Source organism: Aphanothece microscopica RSMan92 (assembly GCF_046613545.2).
In the GTDB taxonomy this organism is placed as follows: domain Bacteria; phylum Cyanobacteriota; class Cyanobacteriia; order PCC-6307; family Cyanobiaceae; genus NIES-981.
On the sequence record NZ_JBKKKY020000098.1, the window covers coordinates 1 to 6,828 of the forward strand.

Here is a 6,828-nt window from a genome sequence, read left to right on the forward strand (position 1 = left end):
TGTGCTCATGATCGGAGATAACGCTTTGTAATTGAACGTAGTCAACGGGGCCTCTTGGCGCAGTCGCTCGCCTCCAACACAAGTTATCGACTTCTTTTCCCCGCGATCTTGAGCGGTTTGAACGGCTCATTTGAAGTCCAAAACGCCGGATTTTACTTGGAAGTCCACTGGTAAATCGTTGGCTCGGGCCTTAGCAAGACGTCTGCAGCCAGTATAATTTCGATATTCTCACCTCAGCTTAAAAGGCGCTTAAAAGCCGGGCGCAGAGGTGATTCGTTTTCGAGTAACCTGTGCCGGCGAACCGACGGCAATCGCTTTGTCAGGGATGTCGCGCGTTGCCACTGAACCCGCGCCCAGCCAGGCACCACGGCCCAGCCGAACGCCCGGAAGTATGATTGCGTTCAAGCCGACTGCAGCGGCAGCACCAATGTGGACGGGGCCGACCAGAAGGCTTTGCTCGGCTTCCGGTGCCATAGAGGAAAATTTATACAGAGTCGTATCGGTCCTGTCGGACCTGTTCATATGGTCATGCACCGCCGAGTAGACCTTCGATCCCGCTGCAAGCGTCACATCCTGCCCAACGTACACACCACCATGCCCCTGAACGACCGTTTGTGGGCCAATATGGCAATTATGCGCGATTACCACCTCGCCCTCAGCCACATGCTCGCTATCACCATTGGTAGACACGGCAAGCCGGGTCAGCTTGCGTCCGCGCGAAGTGATCGGGCCAGCGATAATGATTGCTTGCCGATCGATCCAGCAATTGTCCTTGATGGTCACGAATTGCGGATTTTCGATCGCTACACCCGTATCGAAAACAACATTCACGCCGCATTCTTTCAACACTAGTCGAAGCATATAGCTGCGCAACTTGCGACCAATCGGTCCGGGAAGACCGACTACTGACCAATAAAGAAGATCCCAGAGGAGGTAGCCAATCCGCTTCATCGGGCTACGACATCTTTGATGATATTGGTGGTTTTCTCTCGGAATATATCATACGAAAATAGTTCAATGACGCGCTGCAAAGCGGCCGAACGCTCTGAAGCGTAAAAAGCGCTGTCTGCAGCAAGCCGCTCGATATATTCGCGTTGGCCCCAGCTATCTTCGGGGTCACCGCACCAACCTCCGTTGCCCTGCAATATTTCGCGGCTCCCGTCTTGATTGCCCACTAAGGCAGGTACACCGCAAGCCATGGCTTCAATAGGTGTAAGCGGCAAACCTTCGCCCTGCCCCTCATCGACATTGCTCACGAGATAAAAGGCGCCGGCGGTCCGGTAGATATCAACCAAATGCGCTTCGTGTACAGGGCCAGTTATCGTGACCTTTGGTCCGCCCGATATTCCTGCTGCTTGCATCCTAAGTGTTTCAAGATAATCGCCAGCACCCACAAAGATGAGTTCGAACCGCTCGGCGGGCAAGTTCTGACCAAGCTCGAGCAATCGGACAAAACCCTTGTAAATTGTTTCGTGTTTGATCCTGCCGAGGAAAAGAACTTTAAAGCGATTGGATTGTTCGATGCCATATTGCTTGAGAGACGACCAGTCAGGCTCCTGCGGGAAAAACCGGCTCTGGTCGACACAGTCCCAAACGATATGAGCCTCGACGCCGATAAGGCCTTTCGCGTTGGCATATTCGACGGTGTTTTTGCAGTCTGATATCACCGCGTCTGCCGAAAGCAGGGCTGACCTGCGGCTGTTCCGTAATCCACCTTTTGGCCACAATTCACGCGCATAGACGTTGAGAACAAATTTTGCTTTTGACAACCTCGACAGTTGCTTCGCCAGCGGCGCCATGTTTACATGACCACACAGCACGACGTCGGGTGAAAATGCTAGCGCCTTCATTACCGCATACACCGCGAATATAGCCCGGCTAAGCGAAGTTGGCCGCGCCGAGCCTGCATAGGTCACATCGAACGGAGTCTCGAGCGCATCCTCGTCCGGCCCCATCAGGCTCATAACCTGCACACTCCCAGGGCCGAACGTCTCTTGCAGGGCATTGATCTGGTAACGGTTGTACCGGGCAATTCCGCCCTTTTCGAAGACACCCGGGGTCAAAACAAGAATTCGCATCGTAAGCAAGTCCACCTTCGCCGGCCGCCGCTATGCGGCGCCCCGCGAAAGCACTGCAGCACCGTTGAGAGCTTCAAACGAGGATGAGACCGCCTCGGCAATATAGTCGACATCGTCCTCGGTCATGCCGATCAGCGTGGGCAGGTTGAAACCGCACTTTGAAATCCGCGAGGACACGGTGTCCTCTAGCGAATCTGCATGATGAATGACATTACAATGCGCATATGGAGGCATTTCGTATGCTGGCACGAAAAACGGACGAGTATCAATGCCCTTTTCCTTGAGAGCCGCACAGAGAGGATCGCGGAGATCGGCAAATTGCGGCTCAAGAATCGCGCTTGTCAGCCAGTTGACCGGCTCAGCCCAGTCGGCTGCGGGGTTGAGCTTCATGAACGAAAAGTCGGCGAAGCGTCGCTTGTACAAATCGAGCAGCTTGTTTTTGCCACCAATGAGCTCTTCCGAACGCTCGATCTGGGCACACCCAATCGCTGCTTGGACATTCGTCAAGCGGCAGTTAAAGCCCACCTCGGGGTGAAAATATCGACGATCCTTGTCCATCGCATGATCTCGCAGAAAACGGGCGCGTTCAGCCAGATGCGCATTGTCGGTCAACATTATGCCGCCTTCGCCAGTGGTCAAAAGCTTGTTACCGTAGAATGAGAAGCAGGCCGCATCGGCCAAGCTACCGACCATCTTGCCCTTGTATTTCGCACCGTGAGATTCGGCAGCGTCTTCCAAGATGTGGATTTCGCGATCACCCACCGCCTCTCGTAGACCGTCCATGTCAGCTGGATGGCCATAGGAATGGACAGCGATGATCGCTTTGGTTTTTGGCCCGATCGCCTCGGCCACCAACTTGGGATCAAGACACCAGACAGCCTCATCGATATCCACCAGGACCGGTGTTGCACCCGAATCCACCACAGCAGCCTGAACGGCGATGAATGAAAGTGCAGGCACGACAACTTCATCACCCGCGCCGATTCCCATAGCGCGCAAGGCGATCCGCAATGCGTCGGTCCCATTGGTCATCGAAACACCGTGAGCAGCGCCACAAAATCCAGAAAACCCCTCCTCAAACGCATTCACGTATTTGCCAATCGAAGAAATCCAGCCGGATTCGACCGCCTCGAGAACGTAGCGCGCTTCTAGTTTGCCTATATCCGGCGCTGCAATAGGATAATTTTTCACGTGTTTTCCTCTAATTTGCATTTCGCACGCTCGGCTACAGATAATTTTCTAGCCGAATAAATGCGCCCACTGCGCATCAATTTATCACTTACTCTTATTGCATCACGCCCTGAATTACTATTAATATAAACATCAATACGCAGCATTACTCGGATTTGGATCGAGAGGGCCTCGAGCGCGTGAAATAAATTGATTTTATGAAACTAATGAGTAATTGGTATGCAACGTAAAAGACAAGTCCGCCTATGATTGTAGTCTGAAAAAAACCGCTTGTGCCGAGAATGCTCAACTGCAGTGCCAAAAAAACTGCAGGTATGGTGGCAAAATCTTTACATTTTATCGCGCGATAACTTAGAATTGAAATCAATCCGAAGGCAAATCCAGTCAACAAAGAAAAGATTATGACCCCCAGCCAGCCAGCCTGCCAATAACCATCGCCGTATATCGTGATACCGACCGAAGTGTCGTGCACTTCTCTTCCGAGAAAATCGCTGTACCATCTGCGCCCGAGAGGCACGATGATAGGCTTGCTAGGCCAGACCAGCCGGGGAATGAAATACATCCACACCTCGTTGAGTGTGTCACCACCTGCACCCCTGTCATACATTCTCATAGAATGCACTTGATATGGAACGTAATTCAAACGGAGCCATGGGTGAGTTCGACTGTCAGCGTAGGTGTCTGCCACAGCCACCTCTCCTGCTAAAGCAGCGCTCAGGAATTCGAAACGCTGGGAGTATGTCGCCCTTTCAATCGTATCTTCAGCATTCACGATTTGAATGGCGTTACGCGCAGAACCAAAGATAGGTTGGCTGATATAGAACGTAGCCGCTCCGATTAGCGCCCAGACCGCAAGCCGCCTCATGTTGCCTGTCGCGATATAGGCACCAATCGCCGGGAGAATGAGTGCCGTCAGGAAATTGAGCTTACCGAATTCGAGGAAAGTGAACCCGAGATGGATGGGCCATACGCAGAACAGGATAGCCTTCGCATACTGGCGCCCGAGCGCGGCTAGCAGTCCGATGGCGGCAAAGCCGAGGTCCGGGAGAAAAGCGAGGCTTTCGATCGCCCCCGGGACGACGATTTCGAGCGCGCCGAACCGCGCCGGAATGATCAGCCCATATTTCAAGGCAAGACCGACAATCAGAAATGCAACTGCGACAACTGGAACCGGAATTATCCTCCGTGGAGTTCGAGCCACCCGCCTTAACCTCGCCTTGCTCGTGAAGAACGTGAGCGCGAGGATGGCGCCCGAAACTGCGGCAACCGCGCCGACTGCATTAAGGAGATGCGCGCGTATTACCTCGGTGAACGTGATGGCAGTCGGGTGTATTGCCATATATGACACTACTTCCTCTGGCCCCATCGTGTAGATAAGCGGACCAAGTCCGGAAAAAATGACGATGTTTACAGCAAATCCGAACGCTGGAGTAAGAACCATCGCGCTATCTTGACGAAGCAAGCGATACGCGAAGTAAAGTGCGCACAGTACTGTGCCCACAGAGAGTAATGTATTCCACCAGTCGATCGTAACAGATTTGCATAATCCGCTGCCGCAAGAAATCCAAGCCCATGACGCGAAGGCCACTAAAATCATTTGGGCTGCAAGAAATCTCTTGAGTAAAATAGTAACGCTGCGAAAGGTAAGATCTTCGGTAGTAATCCACCTTGCATCCCCAGCTATGCTATTACGCTTGAAATGTGACGGCCTTGTGATCTCAGCAACTACTTGCTTCATGCTCAATCACCCCCCCGTTCAGAGCGCAGACGCCGAAAAAGCCCGCTCCGAAATGGAAGGGCCAGATGCGAAAAGATGTCTGAGCGAACTCCTATTGTCTTAGTAGCGATTAGGGCTGATGCCGCAGCGATAAATGCGATGATTGTGGCGTGCGCAACTGCAGCCCCGAAAGCATCCCAATAACGGGCAAAAAAGAACGTCATTAAGATGCTGAGCATTAGCGCCCCTACAAGTATTCTTCCAGTCATCCGCTCCTGTCCGGCCATGATAAGGCAGACATAACTCGAGCCAAATAGTGAAGCGACGAAAGTGCCTAACGCAAGAACAAACGCAACAGGTAGAGCGCCACTATATTCGCTACCGATCAAAAAGTCGATCACTGGGCCACCCAGAAGCCACAATACACCTATGTAGCCACCGACGAGTATAGTCATCACCCAAGCACTAGCTCCTACAACTCGCGAAAACTGCTCGATATTTTTCAGTGAAAAGCTCTGAGCTAGTCTTGAAGACGAAAACGAATTTACAGTTTGAACAGCGATTTCGGCACCAATATTGAGCTGCATTGCAAACCTGAACAAACCAGCCTGTTCCGGCATCCCTAGCATGCCAAGAACCTGAATTCCGATTTGGCCGATCGCCCGATGGGAAAAGCTCATCAAAGCAAATTGAAGCATGCTGCGATAATAATGGTGCTGTCGCTGAAGAATCATTTTGCGTTCATCTTCGGGCGTACGTTTAAATATACCAGGAAGAAACAAACCAAATTTAGCCAAAGTGAGGCCGGAAACGGCCAAGGAAATCAGGTTCGACGCAAGGTAAGCAAGCATAGCAGTGCAAAGGGTGAGATCGCCCATTCTTAATAGGATCACGATTGCGATGAGAAGTCCGCCGGGCTTAATGACCATCGACGGAAACGAGCCAAGCGCGACGATGCCGAGGCCCTTTAGCGCCTCACAAACAATTTCCATGCGAGCGCCAGTTATTGCAATTACAAAGAAGATACTAGTCTGGATAAGAAGTGATCGCAAATCCGTAACCTGAAAAATCCACATACCTGCGGTAACAAGTAGCCACAATGGCATAGCGAAATAAATGACTGCCTTAAGCCATAGCCTATTACCCCACGCCATCACCGCCGAGGCATAGCTTTGCCCAGTTGAAGAAGCGATTTCGCGGAGCAAAAAATTGGGCAATCCGAACTGCGCCGCAATGCTCGCCAGCATAGAGCCCGAAATAATAATGCTATACAGGCCGAAGTCCGTAGGGCCAAGTGAACGTGCCAGCAGAATAATGGCCACCAAACCAGCAACCAAGCCGAATAGACGCTGCACGATTGTAAAAGTGCCTGAAAATATTATTGCCTTATTTATAATAACGAATTCCCTAAAACTCATGGTAGATAGAGATGGGGTTCGCGTGAAACTAGAGTAATTTAGCCATGATTTACTCAGCCACCATAAAAAAATCTAGCGCCATAACGAAAGTCTATCGACAAGGCCTTTTCGGAGCGGATCGCAGTGCCCTCCCTAGTATGCCTGACATGGTCATCCGTCATGGCAGTGACTCATCATTTCTTTCATATGAAAAGCCGAAGGTATTGTAAATTATACGCATTTACGGTGCACTATGCGAGTTTTTCGACCTAAAATATCCCTCAGCTACAATGCTACTGGTTTTCAAATCGCATTCTACCCACGCTCACATATTCGAACCCTGCGGCGCGCATGTCTTCGGGTTTGTAGACGTTGCGCAGGTCGACCATGACGGGGGCCTTGGCGAGTTCCTTGACGCGCTTGAGGTCGAGCGCGCGGAAGGCGT

The 6,828-nt window shown here is 51.6% G+C and carries 5 protein-coding genes; all 5 read right to left on the reverse strand.

Annotated elements, in window-relative coordinates:
* Nucleotides 1-249: 249 nt before the first annotated feature.
* A complete protein-coding gene (locus ACLD7X_RS15575) occupies nt 250-951 on the reverse strand; it encodes an acyltransferase (RefSeq protein ID WP_411424591.1) in 702 nt (233 codons plus the stop codon).
* Complete coding sequence (locus tag ACLD7X_RS15580; RefSeq protein WP_425625335.1) at nt 948-2,078, reverse strand: glycosyltransferase family 4 protein; 1,131 nt, start codon at nt 2,076-2,078, stop codon at nt 948-950. Before ACLD7X_RS15580 ends, ACLD7X_RS15575 begins: the two co-directional genes overlap by 4 nt.
* Before the next feature lie 30 nt (nt 2,079-2,108).
* Complete coding sequence (locus ACLD7X_RS15585; protein ID WP_411424593.1) at nt 2,109-3,269, reverse strand: DegT/DnrJ/EryC1/StrS family aminotransferase; 1,161 nt, start codon at nt 3,267-3,269, stop codon at nt 2,109-2,111.
* 145 nt (nt 3,270-3,414) lie between these two features.
* Nucleotides 3,415-5,013: a hypothetical protein gene (locus ACLD7X_RS15590; protein WP_425625336.1), complete on the reverse strand. Its 1,599-nt coding sequence runs from the start codon at nt 5,011-5,013 to the stop codon at nt 3,415-3,417.
* Nucleotides 5,010-6,404, reverse strand: coding sequence for a lipopolysaccharide biosynthesis protein (locus ACLD7X_RS15595; protein ID WP_425625337.1), 1,395 nt, complete (start codon nt 6,402-6,404; stop codon nt 5,010-5,012). Before ACLD7X_RS15595 ends, ACLD7X_RS15590 begins: the two co-directional genes overlap by 4 nt.
* Between the last annotated feature and the right edge of the window lie 424 nt (nt 6,405-6,828).